Annotated in this window: 20 protein-coding genes; 9 read left to right on the top strand and 11 right to left on the bottom strand. The window is 74.5% G+C overall.

Annotation, left to right across the window (positions count from 1 at the left end; translation table 11 throughout):
- Nucleotides 1-18 precede the first annotated feature (18 nt).
- Together EDD34_RS05600 and EDD34_RS05595 are read right to left on the bottom strand one after the other, a co-directional pair.
- A complete protein-coding gene (locus EDD34_RS05600; RefSeq protein WP_123813687.1) occupies nt 19-726 on the bottom strand; it encodes a phosphatase PAP2 family protein in 708 nt (235 codons plus the stop codon).
- Between the two features lie 46 nt (nt 727-772).
- Nucleotides 773-2,383 carry an FAD-binding oxidoreductase gene (locus tag EDD34_RS05595; RefSeq protein WP_170176978.1) on the bottom strand — a complete coding sequence of 537 codons (1,611 nt, stop codon included), beginning with the start codon at nt 2,381-2,383 and terminating at the stop codon, nt 773-775.
- Between the two features lie 20 nt (nt 2,384-2,403).
- Here EDD34_RS05595 and EDD34_RS05590 point away from each other — a divergent pair, with 20 nt between their 5' ends.
- Together EDD34_RS05590 and EDD34_RS05585 are read left to right on the top strand one after the other, a co-directional pair.
- Nucleotides 2,404-3,066, top strand: a complete 663-nt coding sequence (locus EDD34_RS05590; RefSeq protein ID WP_123813686.1) for a TetR/AcrR family transcriptional regulator — start codon at nt 2,404-2,406, stop codon at nt 3,064-3,066.
- Nucleotides 3,063-4,673, top strand: coding sequence for a glycerol-3-phosphate dehydrogenase/oxidase (locus EDD34_RS05585; RefSeq protein ID WP_123813685.1), 1,611 nt, complete (start codon nt 3,063-3,065; stop codon nt 4,671-4,673). The genes EDD34_RS05590 and EDD34_RS05585 overlap by 4 nt, the downstream gene beginning before the upstream one ends.
- A 4-nt stretch (nt 4,674-4,677) precedes the next feature.
- Here the strand turns inward: EDD34_RS05585 and EDD34_RS05580 are convergent, their stop codons facing one another.
- Together EDD34_RS05580 and EDD34_RS05575 are read right to left on the bottom strand one after the other, a co-directional pair.
- Nucleotides 4,678-5,163, bottom strand: a complete 486-nt coding sequence (locus tag EDD34_RS05580; RefSeq protein ID WP_123813684.1) for a deaminase — start codon at nt 5,161-5,163, stop codon at nt 4,678-4,680.
- Nucleotides 5,160-5,873, bottom strand: coding sequence for a RibD family protein (locus EDD34_RS05575; protein WP_123813683.1), 714 nt, complete (start codon nt 5,871-5,873; stop codon nt 5,160-5,162). Before EDD34_RS05575 ends, EDD34_RS05580 begins: the two co-directional genes overlap by 4 nt.
- Nucleotides 5,874-6,053: 180 nt before the next feature.
- Between EDD34_RS05575 and EDD34_RS05570 the strand changes: the two genes are divergently transcribed.
- Nucleotides 6,054-6,941, top strand: coding sequence for a phosphatase PAP2 family protein (locus EDD34_RS05570; RefSeq protein WP_123813682.1), 888 nt, complete (start codon nt 6,054-6,056; stop codon nt 6,939-6,941).
- 1 nt (nt 6,942) lies between these two features.
- On the opposite strand, the gene EDD34_RS05565 is transcribed toward EDD34_RS05570, so the two are convergent.
- On the bottom strand, nt 6,943-7,533 hold the full coding sequence (locus tag EDD34_RS05565; RefSeq protein WP_123813681.1) for a TetR/AcrR family transcriptional regulator: 591 nt from the start codon (nt 7,531-7,533) through the stop codon (nt 6,943-6,945).
- Nucleotides 7,534-7,647: 114 nt separating this feature from the next.
- On the opposite strand from EDD34_RS05565, the gene EDD34_RS05560 reads away from it, so the two are divergent.
- Entirely contained in the window at nt 7,648-8,070 is a 423-nt protein-coding gene (locus tag EDD34_RS05560; RefSeq protein ID WP_123813680.1) for an organic hydroperoxide resistance protein, read from the top strand.
- A 22-nt stretch (nt 8,071-8,092) separates the two neighbouring features.
- Here the strand turns inward: EDD34_RS05560 and EDD34_RS05555 are convergent, their stop codons facing one another.
- Genes EDD34_RS05555 through EDD34_RS05540 form a run of 4 tightly spaced genes read right to left on the bottom strand, consistent with a single transcriptional unit; the run spans nt 8,093 to nt 11,017 of the window.
- Nucleotides 8,093-9,055, bottom strand: a complete 963-nt coding sequence (locus tag EDD34_RS05555) for an ABC transporter ATP-binding protein (protein WP_123813679.1) — start codon at nt 9,053-9,055, stop codon at nt 8,093-8,095.
- Nucleotides 9,052-9,882 carry an ABC transporter permease gene (locus EDD34_RS05550; protein WP_123813678.1) on the bottom strand — a complete coding sequence of 277 codons (831 nt, stop codon included), beginning with the start codon at nt 9,880-9,882 and terminating at the stop codon, nt 9,052-9,054. The genes EDD34_RS05555 and EDD34_RS05550 overlap by 4 nt, the downstream gene beginning before the upstream one ends.
- Nucleotides 9,879-10,625, bottom strand: a complete 747-nt coding sequence (gene modA, locus EDD34_RS05545) for a molybdate ABC transporter substrate-binding protein (protein WP_123813677.1) — start codon at nt 10,623-10,625, stop codon at nt 9,879-9,881. The genes EDD34_RS05550 and modA overlap by 4 nt, the downstream gene beginning before the upstream one ends.
- Nucleotides 10,625-11,017, bottom strand: coding sequence for a TOBE domain-containing protein (locus tag EDD34_RS05540; RefSeq protein ID WP_123813676.1), 393 nt, complete (start codon nt 11,015-11,017; stop codon nt 10,625-10,627). The genes modA and EDD34_RS05540 overlap by 1 nt, the downstream gene beginning before the upstream one ends.
- Nucleotides 11,018-11,193: 176 nt before the next feature.
- Here EDD34_RS05540 and EDD34_RS05535 point away from each other — a divergent pair, with 176 nt between their 5' ends.
- Complete coding sequence (locus tag EDD34_RS05535; RefSeq protein WP_123813675.1) at nt 11,194-11,868, top strand: response regulator; 675 nt, start codon at nt 11,194-11,196, stop codon at nt 11,866-11,868.
- Nucleotides 11,869-11,896: 28 nt separating this feature from the next.
- On the opposite strand, the gene EDD34_RS05530 is transcribed toward EDD34_RS05535, so the two are convergent.
- Nucleotides 11,897-13,567, bottom strand: coding sequence for a sensor histidine kinase (locus tag EDD34_RS05530; protein WP_211341502.1), 1,671 nt, complete (start codon nt 13,565-13,567; stop codon nt 11,897-11,899).
- A 252-nt stretch (nt 13,568-13,819) separates the two neighbouring features.
- Here EDD34_RS05530 and EDD34_RS05525 point away from each other — a divergent pair, with 252 nt between their 5' ends.
- The 3 genes from EDD34_RS05525 to EDD34_RS05515 all read left to right on the top strand — a co-directional run bounded on the left by EDD34_RS05525 (nt 13,820) and on the right by EDD34_RS05515 (nt 17,884).
- Nucleotides 13,820-14,263 (top strand): CBS domain-containing protein, encoded by a 444-nt coding sequence (locus EDD34_RS05525; RefSeq protein ID WP_123813674.1) that lies wholly within the window; start codon nt 13,820-13,822, stop codon nt 14,261-14,263.
- Nucleotides 14,260-16,857: a cation-translocating P-type ATPase gene (locus tag EDD34_RS05520; RefSeq protein ID WP_123813673.1), complete on the top strand. Its 2,598-nt coding sequence runs from the start codon at nt 14,260-14,262 to the stop codon at nt 16,855-16,857. Before EDD34_RS05525 ends, EDD34_RS05520 begins: the two co-directional genes overlap by 4 nt.
- A gap of 103 nt (nt 16,858-16,960) precedes the next feature.
- Nucleotides 16,961-17,884, top strand: a complete 924-nt coding sequence (locus EDD34_RS05515; RefSeq protein ID WP_123813672.1) for a universal stress protein — start codon at nt 16,961-16,963, stop codon at nt 17,882-17,884.
- Between the two features lie 54 nt (nt 17,885-17,938).
- On the opposite strand, the gene EDD34_RS05510 is transcribed toward EDD34_RS05515, so the two are convergent.
- Complete coding sequence (locus EDD34_RS05510; RefSeq protein WP_425462344.1) at nt 17,939-18,178, bottom strand: DUF7455 domain-containing protein; 240 nt, start codon at nt 18,176-18,178, stop codon at nt 17,939-17,941.
- Nucleotides 18,179-18,332: 154 nt separating this feature from the next.
- Here EDD34_RS05510 and EDD34_RS05505 point away from each other — a divergent pair, with 154 nt between their 5' ends.
- Nucleotides 18,333-18,887, top strand: coding sequence for an HAD family hydrolase (locus tag EDD34_RS05505; protein WP_123813671.1), 555 nt, complete (start codon nt 18,333-18,335; stop codon nt 18,885-18,887).
- The last annotated feature ends 27 nt before the right edge of the window (nt 18,888-18,914 follow it).

The raw sequence follows: 18,914 nt of genomic DNA, 5'->3' as shown, positions 1-18,914 counted from the left end.
GCGGGCGCGAACCGGACGTCAGCGACGCGAGCCGGCGAACAGCCGCTCCCGCAGGCGGAGCGCCCACGGCGCCTGCATCGGGATCGGGGGGTCGCCGTGCAGGACGGCCACGGACACGGCCAGCGCCAGCAGCCCCAGCACCCACCCGCCGGGCACATCGCTGATCCAGTGGTAGTCGACCCGCACCATGATCCACCCGGAGACCACCGTGACGACGCCGCTCACCACCATCCACGGCGCGAGCCACGCCCGCCGCGGCCGCAGGCCCCGCTCGCCGATGAGCAGGATCCCGGCCATCGCCCAGGTGTACGCGGCGTTCGCGGCATGCCCCGACGGCCAGGCCCGCCCGCCGCCGAACAGCACGTCGACGCCCGTGTACGGCATCGTGCGGCCCAGGCCGAACTTCAGCGAGTAGCCGACCACCGCGATGATCGCCAGCCCCGCGACCACCGCGACGAGCGGCCGCCAGTCACGCCCGCGCAGCGCCTGCCAGCCGGCGAGCACACCGAGCACGGGCAGGGTGAACAGGCGCTCGCCGCTGACCGTGGCGAAGGCGTCGAGCAGCCACTTCGCCAGTCCCGCGGGGAGGTTGGCGTCCGCCCAGAGGTGGTACTCCCAGTCGGCCGCGACGAACGGCCCGGACACCACCACCTGCCATGTGCCGAGGGCGAGCAGGGCGGCGGACACGCCTCCGAGCCACGCCATACCCGTCCGAACGTGCTTCACGCGCCTGATCCTACGGGCCCCGCCGCGCCGCCGGGCACGGCCGGGCTCACGCCCGGGGCAGGAGCGTGCCCGGGTTCATGACGCCCGCCGGGTCCAGCTCCCTCTTGATCGCGCGCAGGACGCGCAGGCCGTGCTCCCCGATCTCCCGCTCCAGCCACGGGGCGTGGTCCGTCCCGACGCCGTGGTGGTGCGAGATGGTCCCGCCCGCGGTCACGATCGCGTCGTTCACGCGCGCCTTGACCGGCTCCCACGCGGCGGCCATGTCCCCCGCCAGCCCCGCCACCACCGTGAAGTAGAGCGACGCGCCCGTCGGGTACACGTGCGACACGTGGCACAGGATGCGGTGCCGCGCGCCGGCCGCGCCGAGCCCCTGGGTCAGGGCCTCGGTGACCGCCGTCCGGAGCACGTGCAGGTTGGACCAGGTGGTGGCGGTTTCGAGCGTCTCCGCGAACACCCCGTGCTCCAGCAGCGTGTCGCGCAGGTAGGGGGCGCCGAACCGGCCGTGGTCCCAGGACTCGGCCAGCTTGCCCGACGCCGGCTTCCCGCCCGCCGCGGTCAGCACCGCCGCCGTGGCGTCACGCCGGGCCCGGGCGAGGTCCGCGGGCCCCTCGTGCAGCACGATCGCGGTGCACCCCTTGCCCAGCGCCTTGCCGATGCTCCCCACCTGCGCGAGCGACACCGCGGTCTCCGCCTCGTCGGACAGCCGGATCACGGTCGGCCCGGTACCGGCCTGCGTCACCCGCCGCAGCGCGTCGGCTCCCGACCGGAAATCGGGGAACGTGAAGGCGTCGCGGAGCCGCTCGGCCGGCGTCTCGTGCACCCGCACCCGGACCTGTGTGATCACACCGAACACACCCTCCGAGCCGAGGAACGCCCGAACCAGGTCCGGGCCCGCGGCGGAACCCGGCGCCCGCCCGAGGTCCAGCGTCCCGGTCGGCGTCACCACGCGCAGCCCGGTCACCATGGCGTCGAACCTCCCGTGCCCGGCCGAGTTCTGGCCCGACGAGCGCATCGCCGCGAACCCGCCGAGCGACGCGAACTCGAAGCTCTGCGGGAAGTGCCCCAGCTCGAACCCGCGCTCCGCGAGCGCCGCCTCGGCCGCGGGTGCCCGTGTGCCCGCCCAGAACGTGGCCTCGCCGGACACGTCGTCGAGCCGTTCCAGGCCCGCGAGCCGCCGCAGGTCGAGGCTGATCACCTGCCGGTGGTCCCCGGCGTCGGGCTCCAGCCCTCCGGTGACGGCGGTCCCGCCGCCGAACGGGACCACGGCGAGCCCTTTTTCCGCCGCGATCCGCAGCACCGCGGCGACACCGGCCTCGCTGCCCGGCAGCACGACGGCGCCCGGGGCGGCCTGCTCGCGCGCCCGGCGGCGCACGAGGTCCGGGGTCGACTTGCCACCGGCGTGCAGCACGCGCGCGTCGTGGTCGGTGCGCACGTACTCGGCTCCGACCGCGGCGGCCAGGGCCCGGACGTCGTCGGCGGGGAGCTCCGGCGTGGTGAGCTCGACGTCGGCCGGCCGGATCCGCGCGGTTCGCCGCGGCCGGTGCCCGAGCACGGCGGTGAGCAGGAGGCTGACGCCGCCGGGCAGCTTCTCCGTGGCCTTGGCGGGGTCGCCCCAACCGTCCCACCGCATGTCGAGAACCTCGGTGTGCTCCGTCATGGATTACAGTGTTACACATCATGTCAGTTCGTAACGCACCGCCTCCGGGTGTCGTCGTCGCCGTCGACGACGCTGCCGACGACGACGGCCCCCCGTCCGGTCCGGGACCCGACCTCGCGCTCGACGCGATCGGCGTCCGGCTCCTCGACGCGGCGGGACGCCTGGTCGCCACGCGGGGCCTGAAAGGGCTGACGATCGCGGAGCTCGCCCGGGAGGCCGAGGTCAGCCGGCCCACGGTCTACCGGCGCTTCAGCTCGTCCGACGACGCGGTCCGCGCCCTGCTCGGCCACCGCGCCCAGCTGCTCGTGTCACGGGCCCGGCACGGCCCCGGCACCCCTGATCGTGCCGCGATCGTCGCGGGAGTGCTGGACTTCGGTGACCTGTTCCGCGCCGACCCGGTGTTCCGGCGGCTGCTGCGGCGCGAGCCCGAGGTGTTCACCCGCTACACGCTGCAGCGCATCGGGCGGTCGCAGCGCGTCATCCACGAGTGGATCGCCTCCGCGATCTCGGCCGCGCAGGCCGGTGGCACGATCCGGGCCGGCGACCCGCACGACATGGCGCTGATGCTGCTGATCCTCTCCCAGGGCGCGCTGCTGTCCGGCCCGACGGTCGCCGACCTGGTCGCCCCGGACGCCTGGCGCGCCGAACTGGCCCACGCCCTCGACTCCTACCTGCGGCCGTGAGACGGGACCCGACCGCGCCGGATCCCACCGCGCTGAACGCCGCCCGCCGAGCCCGCGAGCTCGACGGGCTGGCCTCTGCCGAGGTCGACGTACTCGTGGTCGGTGGTGGCGTGACCGGCGCGGGCGTCGCGCTCGACGCCGCCTCCCGCGGCTTGTCCGTGGCCCTGGTGGAGGCGCGCGACCTCGCCTGGGGCACGTCGCGGTTCAGCTCGAAGCTCGTGCACGGCGGGCTGCGCTACCTCGCGACGGGCGACCTCGCCGTCGCCCGCGAGAGCGCCCGCGAACGTCACCTGCTCATGACACGGATCGCCCCGCACCTGGTGCGCCCGCTGGGCCAGCTCGTGCCGGTGCTCCCCGCGGTGTCCGCCCGGCAGGTGGCGGTCGCCGCGGTCGGCATGTCGCTCGGCGACCTGCTGCGCCGGGGTGCCCGGACGCCGTCGTCGGCACTGCCGCCCTGGCGCCGCACGAGCGCCGCGGACGCCCTCCGCCTCGCTCCCGCCCTGGCGCCCGCCGGCCTGCGCGGCGGGATCCTCGGGCACGACGGGCAGCTCGTGGACGACGCACGGCTCGTCGTCGCACTCGCCCGCACGGCGGCCGGGCTGGGCGCGCGGGTGCTGACGCGCACCCGTGCCGACCGGATCAGGCCCGACGGCGCCGACCTGACCTGCACCGTCACCGGTGAGAGCCTGAGCGTCCGGGCGCGCGCGGTGATCAGCGCGACCGGCGTCTGGGCGGGCACGATCGACCCGTCGGTGCGGCTGCGCCCGAGCCGCGGCACCCACCTGGTGGTTCCGGCGCAGCGGCTGGGAAGCCCGCGGGCCGGACTGATGGTGCCGCTGCCCGGGTCGGTCAGCCGGTTCGTGTTCGCGCTGCCGCAGCAGCACGGTCGCGTGTTCGTCGGGCTCACGGACGAGGAGGCGCCCGGACCGGTGCCCGACGTCGCCGAGCCGACACCCGCCGAGATCGGCTTCCTGCTCCGCACGGTCTCGCGCGTGCTGGAGCTGCCGCTCACCAGTGACGACGTCGTGGGCGCGTACGCGGGGCTCCGCCCGCTGGTCGACACCGCCACCCCGGCGGGCGGCGGGCGCGGCACGGCCGACATGTCCCGGCGGCACCTCGTGACGGTCTCGGAGGGCACGGGCGCGGTGAACGTCCTGGGCGGCAAGCTCACCACCTACCGGCAGATGGCCCAGGACGCGGTCGACGCGGCGATCCGCCACGCGGACCTCCGGGCCGCGCCGTGCCGCACGCACTCGCTCCCGCTGGCCGGCGCTCCCGGCGCGGCGGCCCCCGGAACCCGCGGCGCGCCCTCCGCCCGGAGCGCGCCGCCGCCCGGGACGGACCCGCGGCTGTGGGCCGCCGTCACGGCCCGGCACGGCACCGAGGCACACCGGGTGATCGCCGCCGCGCGTACCGACCGGGCGGCGACCGCCGTCGGGCACCTGCGGATCGCACGGGCCGAGATCGAGTGGGCCGTCACCCACGAGGGCGCCCTCGACGCCGACGACGTCCTGGACCGCCGCACGCGCATCGGCCTGGTCCCGGCGGACCGCGGCGCCCTCGCCGACGAGATCGAGGAGATCGTCGCGGAGACCACCGCGCCCTGAGCGGTCAGGCCCCGCCGAGCAGGTGGAGGTTGGGCTCGCGGGCGGCGCCGGCGAGGTCGGAGAGCTGGATGACCGTCCGGCCCGCACGCCCGAGGATCTCCGCGCCCCGCCCCTCGACGAACAGCTCGGGCTCCGACCAGGCGAACACGATCCGCGGGATTCCCGTGGCCAGGATGTGCTCGGTGCAGGTCACCTCGCGGGAGGCCCGCTTGCTGCACGGTTCGAGCGACGTGTAGATCGTGGCGGCGCGCAGCCGGTGGCGGTCCCCCGCCGCCACCTCCGCCAGCGCCGACTCCTCGGCGTGCTCGGTCGAGTCGTGGCGGCGCGACCAGCCACGGCCGAGCACGGCACCGTCGTCGGCCACGACGATCGCGCCGACGCTGAACGCCGTGCGCGACGGCGGGCACCGGTGAGCCAGCGCGATCGCCTCGAGGAGGAGCTCACGGTCCGCGGGCGTCGCGGCCCCGGCGCCGGGCGTCGTGCCGGTCATCGTGCGGCACCGGCCTCGGCCGCGCCGGGGACGTGCCCGGGCCCGGGCGCGTAGCGCAGCAGGACGAGGTCGCCCAGGGGACGGGCCTCGAGCAGGGCCATCGGCCGGGCGGGGCTCTGGGGGAAGACGCCGGCGCCGGTGAACCGCGGCGCGGCGGCGTCCCCGACGAAGAAGGGCGCGACAACGAGGTGCAGCTCGTCCACCAGGCCGGCCGTGAGGAACAGGGTGTGCATCCGGCTGCCGCCCTCGACCATCAGCCGTTCGACACCGCGGCCGCCGAGATCGCTCAGGATCGCGGCCGGGTCGACCCGCGGGCCGAGCGGGACGACGTCGGCCACGGCACCGAGACGGGAGCGGGCCTCGCCGGCCGCGGCGTCGGTCGTGTAGACGATCCTGGCGGCCTCACCGGCGAAGAACCGGGACCGCGGGTCGAGGCCGCCGCCGGCCGTGACGGTGACCTTGATCGGGGTCGCGGGCCGCGAGTCGGCGACCCGCTTCTCTCGGCGCTCCGCGGACCGCACCTCCAGGCGCGGGTCGTCGGCGCGGATCGTCCCGGCGCCGACGAGGATCGCGTCCACCCGCGCCCGCTCCTCGTCGACGCGGTCGAGGTCCGCGCTGTCCGAGAGCACGAGCCGCTCGTCACGGGCGTCGTCGATGTACCCGTCGAGGGACGCCGCGACCGACAGGAGCACGTGCGGGCGAGGGGGCATGGGACCAGTTTCTCAGGCGTGCGCGGTGGCCGCCGCCGCCTCGCGCCGGTGACCCGTCACACATTGTGCGAGCAGCGATGATCACGGCGGCATAACCATTATCGAGCCCTTGTGAATCTCTCGTGCGACCCGGGCACAAGCCGGGACGAGGGGGTGAATTCGACCATAGGATCACCGGCGATGTTGCGAATTCAGGGGGCTCACAGCGCGGCGTACGGCGTCGCACCGGGACGGGGAGTGCCGGACGCCGGCGCGCTCGCCGCGAACCGGGCCCGGCCCGCGCCGGCCCCGGCGGTCCCGCCGGTCCCGGACCTCGTCGGGACCCGGACCGCGAGCGATCTCGCGAGCCGCGTCCGCGCCGACCTCCTTTCCGCCCGGAGCGGCACCGCGACGCAGCCGTGGGTCGCCCCGGCCACCGTCGGCGTGGTTCTCACGCTCGTGTTCGTGTGGATGGTGCTCCAGGTGGTCTCCGCGGGGCCGTTCGTCGCCTGGGACTGGGTCGCCCGCGAGTGGGTGTACGCGCGCCGGGCCCAGGGCGGGATGGCCACGTTCCTCGAGGTCCAGGCGTTCGTCACCGGTGAGCGCTGGGCGACGGTGCCGGTCGTCATGGGCGCGGGCGCCCTCGTCGCGTACCGGCGGGGCGGACTACGCCCGCTGTACGCCGTGATGGCAGGCCTCGCGACGATCGCGGCGATCGGCTACCCGGTGAAGTTCGGTCTGGGACGCTCGAGCCCGATCACCGGCGTCGACCTGCTGCACGCCGGAGGGCAGGCGTTCCCGTCCGGGCACGCCGCCAACACGGCGTTCACCGCCACGATGGTGGTGTTCCTGCTGTACGGATCGGCCGGCCTGCGCCCGGACCCCCGCCGGTTCCGCCGGGGCGTCATGTGCGTGGTGGCGCTGCTCGCCGTCAGCGGCCCGCTCGTGGCCTGGATGGGATACCACTGGCTCAGCGACATCCCGGCGGGCTGGCTGATGGGCTTCGTCGCCGTCTGCGTCTCGCTGACGGTCCTGCACTGGCCGGACCGCGCCGCGCCGGCGCCCCCGGACCACGGGGAGACCGCGTAGGTCAGGGGGCCTCCGCCAGCAGGTCCCGCACGCCCGCCCGCAACGTGTCCCGCGCCTCGGCCGGGTCGCCGAGGTACCCGCCGACCATCGCGCCGTCCCGCATCACCATCCAGCGCCGGCCCGCCGCGGCCGGGTCCGGGTGCCCGGCCCCGCGCAGCGCCTCCGTGACCACGCCGAGCAGCCAGGCCCGGTGCGCCCGCACCGCCTGGCGCACCGGGCTGGACGGATCCGGGTACTCCGCCGCCGCGTTGATGAAGGCGCAGCCCCGGAAGCCGGGCGCGCACACCGTCTCCCCCACCACGTCCGTCGCCGCCGCGAGCCATGCCCTCGCGCGCTCCGGGGTGCCCGACGGCGGCTCGCCGGCGCGCCTCCGCACCGCCGCGTCCGCCGCCTCGATGTAGGCGACCACCAGGGCTTCCTTGCCGGCGAAGTGCCGGTAGAACGTGGCGCGCGTGACCGACGCCTCGGCGACCACCCGCTCGACCCCGACGCCGCGGACACCGTCGGCGTAGAACAGCGCGGAGGCCGTGCGCAGCAGGCGGTCACGGGCGGCGGAGGGTCGCGCCTCCGCGGTGGGCGAGTGGGTGACCATGCCTCCACGGTAGCGGCGCGGCCGTGACGGAGCCTTGACACCGTGGCACGTTCCGGGGTGTAGTGGGCGCAAAAGTAGAACGATCGTTCTTTCTACTCATCGACGGAGGACTTCATGCCCGCTCTGTACACCGCCTCAGCCACCGCCACCGGAGACGGTCGCGACGGCCACGCCGTCACGTCGGACGGCCTGCTCGACGTCGACCTCGCCGTCCAGAAGGAGCTCGGCGGAACCGGCGGGGCCACCAACCCGGAGCAGCTCTTCGCCGCCGGCTGGGCGGCCTGCTTCCACAGCGCGCTCAAGCTCGTGGCGCGCCAGGAGAAGACCCCGATCAGCGACACGGCCGTCACCGCGGACGTGGCCGTCGGCCCGAACGACGCGGGCGGCCTCGCCCTGGAGGCCGCGCTCACGGTCGAGATCGGCGGCGTGGACCAGCCGGTGGCGGAGCGCCTCGTCGCCGCCGCCCACCAGATCTGCCCCTACTCGAACGCCACGCGCGGCAACGTCCCCACGGACCTCAAGGTCGTCACGGCCTGACCCGATCCGGCGGCGCGGCACCTCAGTACGTCGTGATCGCCGTCTCCTTGACCGACAGCCAGACCCGGCGGCCCGGGACCAGGCCGAGCTCCCGGGTCGCGGCCGGGGTGACATCGGCGATCAGGTCGTGGTCCCCGTGCACCTGCAGGCGGACCGCGTCGCCGTGCGGGGCCGCGCTCCGGACGGTCCCCGGCCAGCGGTGACGCGCCGAGTCGTCGGGCACGTGCACCGAGACCGTCACCGCCGACGGCGAGAACGCCCGGTGACGGTCACCGTCGCGGATCACGTTGAGGCCGACCAGCCGGGCGACGTGCTCGGTCCGGGGACGCGCGGCGACCTCGTGGGGCGGCCCGGTCTGGACCAGGCGGCCCCCGTCGAGCACCGCGACCGTGGTGGCGAGGGTCAGGGCATCGATCGCGTCGTGGGTGACCAGCACGGTGACGCCGTCGTACCGCGCCAGATGCCCGGCGAGCTCGATCCGGAGCGCTGCGGCGACACCGACGTCGAGCCCCGTGAACGGCTCGTCGAGGAGCAGGAGCGCGGGATCGGTCGCGAGCGCCCGGGCGATCGCGACCCGCTGGGCCTGGCCGCCGGACAGCTCGCCCGGCCGCCGCGCCGCCAGGGCACCGACGCCGAGACGGTCGAGCCAGTCACGGGCGACGGCGCGCGCCCGCCCGGCCGCGACTCCCCGGGTGCGTGGCCCGAACGCCACGTTCTCCAACGCGCTCAGGTGCGGAAACAGCCGCCGGTCCTGGAACACGACACCCACGTGGCGCTCCTGCGGCGGCAACGGCGTGAGGTCGGTCCCGCCGAGCCGCACCGTCCCGGCCGCGGGGTGCAGGCCCGCGAGCGCCTGCACGAGCGTGGTCTTGCCCGCCCCGTTGGGGCCGACGACGGCGACGACGTCGCCGGGTGCGGCCGTCAGCTCGACGTCCAGCCGGGCGGGGACCGCCAGGCGCGCCGACAGCCCGCCGCCCCCGCTCATGCGGTCACCAGCCAGCGGTCGCGGAGCGCGACCAGCACGCCGACGGACACGGCGAGCATGACGAGGCTGAGCGCGAGGACGGCGTCGGTGTCGGCCTGCCGCTCGACATAGATCAATGTCGGCATGGTCTGGGTGATGCCGGGATAGTTGCCGTTGAAGGTGATGGTCGCGCCGAACTCACCGAGCGAGCGGGCCCAGCCGAGGACGAGCGCGGCGGCGATGCCGGGCATCGCGAGCGGCACGGTGACGCGGCGGAACGTGAGCCGGCGGGACGCGCCGAGGGTGGCGGCGGCGGCGTCGTACACGGGACCGGCGGCGCGCAGGCCGCCCTCCATGCTGATCACGACGAACGGCAGCGCCACGAAGACGTGCGCGAGCACCACTCCCCAGGTGGTGTACGGGAACGCGAACCCGGTGAGGCCGAGCAGCGGCTCCCCGAGGAGACCGGAGCGCCCGAACGCCGTCCGCAGGGCGATGCCGGCGACGACGGGAGGCAGCACCATCGGCACGATCACCAGCGACCGCACCAGCCGCCGCCCGCGGAAGTCGACGCGGGCGAGCACCCAGGCGAGCGGCAGCCCGAGCACCAGGCAGATCACGATGGCGGCGGTGGAGGTGACGATCGAGAGCCACAGGGCGTCGCGGACGGCCTCGGAACGGAGCGCGGCGACCAGGCTCGCCGGGTCGGTGGCCGCGACCATAGTCACCAGTGGGGTCACGAGCAGCAGCACCGCGAGCACGGCGGGGATCAGCAGGACGAGCGGCGCCCGGCCGAGAGGGTCGCGCGGCCGGCGCCGGGAACCGCCGTCCGCGGCCGGTCCCGTCATGGCCGGGAGAATCCCGCCTCGGTGAGGACGGCCTCGCCGTCCGGCCCGGTCACGAACGCGGCCCACTCCCCCGCGAGGTCCGCGTCGCCCGCCCGGCCGAGGGTCGCGAGCAGGTACGGGTTGCGCTCGCGTTCGGCTGCGGGGATGTCGATCGTGGTGACGGCGTCGCCCGCGGAGGCGGCGTCGGTGGCGTAGACGAGCGAGGCGTCCGCCTCGCCGGAGAGCACCTTGTCGAGGGTGGCGCGCGCGTCCTCCTCGAGGCTCGCGGGCCGGGCGGTGGTCCCGGCGCGCTCCAGCACGGCACGCGCGGCCTTGCCGCAGGGGGCCTCGTCCGCGCAGCGCACCCAGGTGGTGCCAGCGAGGTCGTCGAGGGACCGGACGCCGGCCGGGTTGTCCTGAGGCGTGACGATGACCATCACGTTCGTCGCGAAGACCAGGGGATCCGCGACGGCGCCGGCTGCGGTGGCGATCGCCATCGTGTCCTCGTCGGCGGTGGCGAGGACGTCGCCGGGGGCGCCGTCAGCGGCCTGCTGGGCGAGGTCCGTGCTGGATCCGAAGGAGAACTCGACGTCGACGCCGTCGTGCTCGGCCTCGAACCGGGTGCCGAGCTCGGTGAACGCGTCCGTGAGCGAGGCGGCCGCGAGGATCTGGAGCGTGGCGTCGTCGTCGGCGGCGCCGGTTCCGCACGCGGTCAGGGCGAGGGCGGCGACGGACGCCAGGACCGTTCCGGCCCGGCGTGCCATCAGGGACGCTCCACGACGACGTTCGTCGACTTCACCGAGGCGATGGCCCGGACGCCGGGCTCCAGCCCGAGCTCGGTGGCGGCCTCGGCGCTCATCAGGGAGACCATCCGGTAGGGGCCGCAGACCATCTCGATCTGGGCCATCACGGTGTCCTTGGTGACGCGGGTGACGAGGCCGGTCATCCGGTTGCGGGCGCTCACGGAGCTGCCGCGGGTGCGGGCGTGCTCACCCGCGTCGACGAGGGAGGCGGCCAGCTCCGCCAGACCGGTGCCCGGGATCACCGTGCGCCCGCCCCGGGTCGCGGTCGCGACGCGCCCGGCGTCGGCCCAGCGGCGCATCGTGTCGTCGCTGACACCGAGGAGCTCGGCCGCTTCCGCGATTCGGTAGTCCACACCGCATATCGTTCCGCACGTGCGCCTGCATGTCCATGATCCGGCCGCATCTGCAGGTTCGGCCGCCCGACGCCGCGACAGCCCGGTGCCCCGCCGGCCGCGGTCCCGCCGGCACCCCGCGGGACATCACCCGCGCTGGGCTTGGCACCGGGGCGGCCTGCCGATACGGTCGAAAGATGGACAGCGAGGCAGGCAGTGCCATCAGGGTGTTCCTTCTCGACGATCACGAGGTGGTCCGTCGTGGTGTCGCCGCCCTGCTGACCTCCGAGCCCGACATCGAGGTGATCGGCGAGGCCGGCACCGCCAGCCAGGCGCTGGCCAGGGTGCCCGCGCTGCGGCCGGATGTGGCCGTCCTCGACGTCCGGCTGCCCGACGGCGACGGGGTCCAGGTCTGCCGCACCCTGCGCGCCCAGCTCCCCGACCTGGCGTGCCTCATGTTCACCTCGTTCGCCGACGACGACGCGCTGTTCGACGCCGTCATGGCCGGGGCCGCGGGCTACGTCCTCAAGCAGGTCCACGGCACGGACCTCGTCGAGGCGGTCCGCACGGTCGCCGCCGGGCAGTCCCTGCTCGACCCGGCCACCACGGCACGCATGCTCCACCAGATCCGCGACCGGGCGGCCCGCCGTGACCCGCTGGCGGCGCTGTCGGAGCAGGAGCGGCGCATCCTCGACCTGATCGGCGAAGGGCTGACCAACCGCCAGATCGGCGAGCGGATCTTCCTGGCGGAGAAGACCGTGAAGAACTACGTCTCCACGATCCTCACCAAGCTGGACATGCGGCGGCGCACGCAGGTCGCCGCCCTGTCGGCGCAGCTCAAGGCCGAGACGAGGCACGACCGGGAGGACTGACGTCCCACCCGGCGGTCACGGCCCGGCGTCACAGCCCGACGACCCACTCGACGACCGTCCCGCCCTCGTCGGCGGCCCGCACGTCGCACCGGCCGCCCCATCGGCGGGCCCGCTCGGTCAGGTTGGCCAGGCCGCTGCGCCGGGATCCCTCGCCGATGCCCACCCCGTCATCGGCCACGACCAGGTTCAGCTCACCGCCCACCGCCGAGACCACGACCTCGACCTTCTTCGCGTGCGCGTGCCGCACGACGTTCGCCAGCGCCTCCTGCACGACGGCGACCGCGTCCTCGGCCACCTCGGGTGGTACGTCGGTGTCGACGAGCCCGTCGAACCGCACCCCGGGCGCGTAGCCGAGCTGCGCCACCGACTTCTGGGAGATCTCGATGATGCGGGACCGCAACCCGTCGCCGTTCGCACCCGTCCCGGTCTGCAGCGCGAACACCGTCGACCGGATCTGCCTGATGGTGACGTCGAGGTCGTCGACCGTCTGCTCGACACGTCGCGCGACGTCGGGCTGGTCCACCAGGCGGACCACGCTGATCAGCGTCATCGCGTTGGCGAACAGCCGCTGGATCACCACGTCGTGCAGGTCGCGGGCGATGCGGGCGCGGTCGTCCTCCAGCCCGAACTGCTCGGCACGGCGCCGGGTGTCCGCCAGTTCCAGGGCGAGGGCCGCCTGGTCGGCGAACTGCTGGAGCATGCGGATCACGCCGGGCGTGAACGGCGACGTGCCGGGCGTCTTGACCACGACGACGACACCGCGGACCCGTTCGGCGCCGAGCGGTATCAGCACGGCGGGGCCCCCGGGCAGCTGATCCAGCAGCGGCGACGGCTGCCCGGCGCCCTGGAGCGCGTTGACGACGACCGGCTCACCGCTGGTGAACACCGAACCCGTCAGCGAGTCGGCCACCGGGACACGCAGCCCGGTCAGGTCATCGCCGTCCGCGGCCTCCACCTCCAGGGTCGTGCCCGCGGCATCGGGCACCGCGACCACCGCGACGGCGCCACCGACCATGTGGCGGGCCCGCGCGACGAACGACCGCAGAGCATCGGCGGTCGGGGTGCCGAACAGCAGCTCACGAGCGATCTTGCCGGAGGCGTCCAGCCACTCCTCGCGCCGCCGCGTCTCCTCGTAGAGCCTGGCGTTCTCGATGGCCACACCCGCGGCGGTGGCGAGGGCGGTGATGATCAGCTCGTCCTGCTCGTCGAACTGCCGGCCGCCGTTCTTCTCCGTCAGGTAGAGGTTGCCGAACACCTCGTCGCGCACCCGGATCGGCACGCCGAGGAAGCTGTGCATGGGCGGGTGCCCGTCGGGAAACCCGTACGACTCCTCGGCGTCACGGATGTTCTCGAGCCGGAGGGTGTGCGGATCGGCGATGAGCAGGCCGAGGAGCCCCCGCCCGTGCGGCCACTCGGTGATCCGGGTGATCTCCTCCTCGGTGAGCCCGACCGGGATGAACTGGGCCAGCTGGCCGTCGTCACCGATCACCCCGAGGGCTCCGTACCGGCAGTCCACCAGCGAGATGGCCGCCTCGACGATGCGCCGCAGGACGGTCTCGATCTCGAGGTCCCGCCCGATGGACACCACGGCCTCGAGCAGGGCGTGGATGCCGTCGCGGGCGGTGAGAACCGCCTCGAGTCTCGACTGAAGCTCCTTGAGCAGCTCGTCGAGCTGCATCCGCGGGAAAAGGTGCTCCACCGATCTTCTCCGTCCGTCGGCTCTGCCGTCCCCGGCAACACCTCGACTCTGCCACCGAGGTGGAACCGTGTCCACGGCATGGTGACATCCATGCGTCGAGGAGCGTAACCGGCACCCGCGCCGAGGCCGGCGGGAGGACCTCCGCCGGAACAACTCCCGAGGACCGTCCGATCGGTCCCAGGTCTCGGGACTTTCGCCCCGCGCACCGGCCGCCCTGTCGCCCCTATCGTAGCTGGTGAACGGGAGGAAGCCATGAAGCCTAGTGCCCGCCAGATGATGTCCCCGCAGGTAGAGGTCGTGGAACCGCGGACGACCTGCCTGGCCGTCTGGGAGTACCTGTCCCGCAGCGGCGCGGACCTGGTCGCGGTCGTGGACGACATCGGGCGTGTGCACGGCGTCGTGTCGCGGTCCGACATCGCCCTGGCGTGGCTGGCTCACTCGAAGGACCTCCTGCAGCTGACCGTGCTGGAGATCCTCGCCGGCAGGCTTCGGCCCCGGGTGACCGCGGACACGACCATCCACCGGGCGGCCAGGATCATGCTCGAGTCGCAGCGGGACGCGCTGCCCGTCCTGGACACCGACGGCACGCTGATGGGCGTCCTCACCCATCGGGACATCCTCGCCGCCGTGGCGCGGGCGGCCGAGGACGACACCGACCACGCCACCACCCCGGACGCCGCTCGCCTCGCGTCATGAGCGCCGTCGGAGCGCCCGGCCTCACGTCCGACGAGGCCGCGAGACGGCTCGCGCGCTCCGGACCGAACTCGCTCCAGACGCCACCCCGACCGTCGGCGGTCCTGCGCTTCGCCCGCCGGCTCATCCATTTCTTCGCCTTGATGCTGTGGGCCGCGGCCGGCTTGAGCCTCCTGGCCGGGCTGCCGCAGCTCGGTGTGGCGATCGTCGTCGTCATCGTGCTCAACGCCGTGTTCGCGTTCGTGCAGGAGCAGCGGGCGGACCACGCGGCCGAGCGGCTGCGCGATCTCCTGCCGCGACGGGTCACCGTGCGCCGCGACGGCCACCCGACGCGGATCGAGGCGAGCGACGTCGTCGTCGGCGACGTGCTGCTCCTGGAGTCCGGGGATCGGATCCCTGCCGATGCCACCGCCGTGCGGGCCGCCGGCCTGCGCGTCGACACCGCACTGCTCACCGGCGAGAGCGAGCCGAGCGACGTGGACGTGAACGCCACCCTCCACGCCGGCACCTTCGTCACCGAGGGAGAAGCCACGGCCGCAGTCGTCGCCACCGGCGGGGCCACCCGGCTGGCCGCGATCGCCCGGCTCACGACCGGGTCACACTCCCCCTCCAGCCCGCTCACCCGGGAACTGCACCGCGTGGTCCGGGCCGTCGCGGTGATCGCGATCGGTGTCGGCGGTGCCTTCTTCCTGATCTCCGCGCTCATCGGCATGCCGGCGTCCGACGGCGTGGTCTTCGCCATCGGCGTCACGGTGGCCCTCGTGCCGGAGGCCCTGCTGCCGACCGTCACCCTGGCGCTCGCCTGGGGCGCCGAGCAGATGGCCCGGCGCCGGGTGCTCGTGCGCCATCTCGACGCGGTCGAGACACTCGGCTCCACCACGATCATCTGCACGGACAAGACCGGGACCCTCACCCTCAACGAGATGACCGTGGTCGAGGTGTGGACCCCCGGCGGGACCGCCCGCATCACCGAACCCGGCTACGCCCCCACCGCCCAGGTCGCCTATGACGGCGGCCCCGACGCCCCGGCATCGGTGCGCCGGCTCGCCCTGGCGGCCGCGCGGTGCTCCACGGGATACGTCCGGCGGGTCGACGGCCGCTGGCTGCCGCACGGCGACCCGATGGAGGCCGCCCTGGACACGCTGGCCCGCCGCACCGGCATCGACACCGATCAGGACCGTGCCGGCAACCCCGTCCGGCGGCGGTTCCCGTTCGATCCGAGGCGACGAAGCATGTCGGTGGTCGTGGGCGACGAGATCACCGTCAAGGGCGCCCCGGACGCCGTGCTGCCCCGCTGCGTGGACGGCCGGCTCGCCGCACCCACGGTTGCGGCACTCGCCGCCCGCGGTCTCCGCGTCCTGGCGGTGGCCGGACGGCCGGCGTCGGGCAGTCTTCCCGGCAGCGCCGCCGACGCCGAGGCCGGGCTACGCCTCTACGGCCTGGTGGGCATGGAGGACCCGCCCCGGGTCGACGTCCGGCCGGCCCTCGAATCCTGCCGCCGCGCCGGCATCGGGATCGTCATGGTCACGGGCGACCATCCAGCCACCGCCCGCGCCATCGCCGACGAGGTGGGTCTGCGCCGGTCCGGCGACGTGGTCGTCGCCGGGGCGGAGCTGCCGGCCGACGACGACGCGCTCGGGCGGCTCCTGCACGACGGCGCCGTGATCGCCCGGGTCTCGCCGGAGGACAAGCTGCGCATCGCCCGGGCGCTCCGGTCGCGCGGCCAGGTCGTCGCGATGACCGGCGACGGCGTCAACGACGGCCCCGCGCTGCGCGAGGCCGACATCGGCATCGCCATGGGCCGGTCCGGCACGGACGTGGCGCGCGAAGCCGCCGACCTCGTGCTGCTCGACGACCGGTTCGCCACCATCGTCACCGGCATCGAGTACGGCCGCGCCACTTTCCTCAACGTGCGCCGGTTCCTGACCTACCACCTCTCGGACAACGTCGCCGAGCTGGCGCCTTTCGTCATCTGGATGCTGTCCGGCGGCAACTTCCCGCTGGCGCTCGGGGTGCTGCAGATCCTGGCGCTCGACATCGGCACCGACACCTGGTCGGCGGTCGCCCTCGGTGCCGAGCCACCCGGCAGGCGCTCCCTGGACCGGCCACCCGTCAAGGGGCGGCTGCTGAACCGCATGGTGGTGCGCCGCGCCTTCGGCGTCCTGGGGCCGACCATCACCCTGGTCTCGCTCGCCGCGTTCCTGTCGTCTTTCGTCGCGGCCGGCTGGCGTCCCGGCGCCCCCTTCCCCACGGGACCGGTACTCGCGGCGGCCTCCGGCGCCGCGTTCGTCGCCGTGGTGATCGGGCAGGCAGCCAACGCCTTCGCCTGCCGCAGCTCGACGCTCCGGCCCGGCACGATGGGCTGGACGACCAACCGGCTGCTGCCGGCCGCGGTCGGCATCAGCCTGCTCGTCTCGCTGACCGTCCTCTACGTGCCGCCGATCGCGAACGTCCTGGGCCACGAGGGGCCGTCGATCGCCGGCTGGCTCGTCGCGCTCACGGCCGCGCCCGCCGTGCTCGGCATCGACGCCGCCGACAAGGCGATCCGCCGGCGGCTCCGGCCCGCCGCGTCCGCCGCGCGGACCGGGAGCCTGTGATTACCTGTCGGTACCGCGGCACGCGTGCCACCGCGGACCGGGGCACCCGGGCACCCGGGCACGACGGACAAGCACCTGACGCACCAGTGAACGGAGATCGGACATGATCGGTCACAGCGGCAACGGCCACATCGTCGTCGGCGTCGACGGTTCCTCCGACAGCACCGTCGCTCTCGACTGGGCGGCCGGCGAGGCACGGATCCGGGAGGCACGCCTGCTCGTCCTGTACGGCCTGCACGTGTCGGTCGCCGTCGGGCCGCTCGGCGAGGCGACCGTCCTGCCGGCGATGGACGACCTGCGCCGGACCGCCGAGGACGTCCTCGCCGACGCCCGGCGACGGGTGGCCGAGCGAACCCCGGACGTCCAGGTGGAGACCCGGCTCGCCGTGCTCCCGCCCGCGGAGGCGCTGCTCCAGGCGGCACGCGACGACGCGGGCCTCGTGGTCGTGGGCACGCGAGGGCTCGGCACCGCGGCGGCCCTCGCCCTGGGCTCGGTGAGCAGCCAGGTCGCACCGCACGCGGCCTGCCCGACGGTCGTGGTGCCGTCGCCGGAGGACATGCCGCCGGACGACGGGTCGGTCGTCGTCGGGGTCGACGGCTCGGATCACGGCGAGGCCGCCCTGCGGTTCGCGCTCCGTGAGGCGGCCCGGCGATCGACGGGGCTCGTCGCCGTCCACGCGTACCGCGCGACCGCCCCGACCCTCCCGTTCTTCGACCCCGGCCACACGGATGTCGCCGCCGAGGCCGACCATCGGCACGCCCAGGCCGTGAGCCGGGCGGAGTCGGCGGTCCGCCAGCTCGTCGCCCACGCCGCCGGCGCGGCCGGTGCCGAGCCCGACGTCACCATCCGGGTCGAGGAGGGCAGCGCCGGCGACGTGCTCGTCGACCTGTCCCAGGATGCCGCGCTGACCGTCGTCGGAACGCGTGGTCGTGGCGAGCTCCGGGCGGCACTCCTCGGGTCGGTCAGCCGCCACGTCCTCTCCCACGCACGCCGTCCGGTCGCCGTCGTCCGAGCCGGCGCGGCCTGAGGGCACGCCTGGGAGCACGACGACGCCAGGAGGCGGGCGGACGCAGGGGCGGCCTCACCCGGGCCGGGTGCCCGCCATGTCACCCGGCTCGACGACGTCGTCCATGGTGAGCGCCACCAGCTTGAGGGCCGCTCGGTACTCGCGGGCATGGTGACCGCAGAAGTACAGCTCACCGCCGTTGTCGAGCATCACGTGGAGGCGGGCCCGCATCCCGCATCGGTCACAGGTGTCGATCTGAGCGGGTAGAGCGCGTGTGTGACCGGGCCGGCCACGACCGCGGGACCACAGCGCCATCAGGTTCCTCCTCCGTCGTCCTCCGGCAGGACTCGCGCCGGCGGCTCCTTCGACCCTGACTTCGCCGGTCGAGGACAGCCAGGGCCATTGGTCCCTCCCGGACGGGCCACCGTGCCCTTCCCGCCCGGGCGGCGCGGGTGATCCGCTGATACCCATGACCCGACTCACCACCGATGGCGCGGCCATCCTTGACCTGGACCGGATCACCGGCGCGATCTTCGATCTGGACAGCGTCGTCACCGCCACGGCAGCCGCGGCCGCCCGGGCCTGGAACCGGCTGTTCGACGTGGCCGCGTACCCGGCCACCGTCCAGCTCATCCGTGAACTGCGCAGGTACCAGGTGCGCACGGCCATCGTGTCGGCGGGCAGGCACTGCGAGCAGCTCCTGGCGGCCGCCGGGGTCACGCAGCTGTTCGACGCGCTGATCGAGCCCCGTGGCGCCGACCGGCCCGAGAGCCCCGCACGTCCGGGGCAGGCCGCGTTCCTGCTCGCCGCACAACGCCTCGGCATCGCGCCCTCGCACTGCGCCGTCGTCGAGGACGGGCTCACGGGCACCCGCACCACCCTCCAGGGCTTCGGCACGGTGATCGGCATCGACCGCACCGGCGACGAGGTGAGCGACCTCTACTCCCACGGCGCGGACATGGTGGTACGCACCATGACCGACGTCCACCTGATCGACGCCGCTCCGCGACATCGGTACCCGTGAGAAGTGACAAAGGGCCCTTAAGAAGTG

Origin of the sequence: Myceligenerans xiligouense, from assembly GCF_003814695.1 — a bacterium.
Lineage (GTDB): Bacteria > Actinomycetota > Actinomycetes > Actinomycetales > Cellulomonadaceae > Myceligenerans > Myceligenerans xiligouense.
This window is presented reverse-complemented; position numbering and strand designations above follow the sequence as displayed.